Annotated in this window: 1 protein-coding gene; it reads left to right on the top strand. The window is 60.1% G+C overall.

The genetic code is table 11. The features are described 5' to 3' along the window. A partial coding sequence (locus tag ACV22V_RS32625; RefSeq protein WP_448016852.1) for a hypothetical protein occupies positions 1 to 246 on the top strand: 246 nt, incomplete at its 5' end. Between the last annotated feature and the right edge of the window lie 90 nt (positions 247 to 336).

Below are 336 nucleotides of genomic sequence, written 5' to 3'. Positions count from 1 at the left end.
ATGGCGTCAATGCAGTCGTGGGCGAGCAGCAGCTCCTGGGGCTCCGAAGATCGCCGTTCGATCGCCAGTAGAGAGTCCCGTGACTCGATGGCGGATCGATATATGGAACTAGAAGCCCGGATCGCCCGTGAGTCTGGCTATGGCGACACGCGGTACGGACAGCGCGAATACCGAGAGCTGAAGAGCACAGCAAGATGGGCGGATACACAGACCAAGGCCGCCTTTGGCGATCTGGAAGAGTATTGAAGGTAAGCACTCGACTGGTGTGCGCGAGATCGCCCGCCGTATCGGTGTGAGGTCGGGCGGAATTCGTGGAGGCCAACGGGTTAAGCAGCG

It is taken from the genome of Burkholderia sp. AW33-5 (assembly GCF_053427615.1).
The sequence above is the reverse complement of the archived record's forward strand: the minus strand, read 5'-3'. Positions and strand labels throughout refer to the sequence as shown.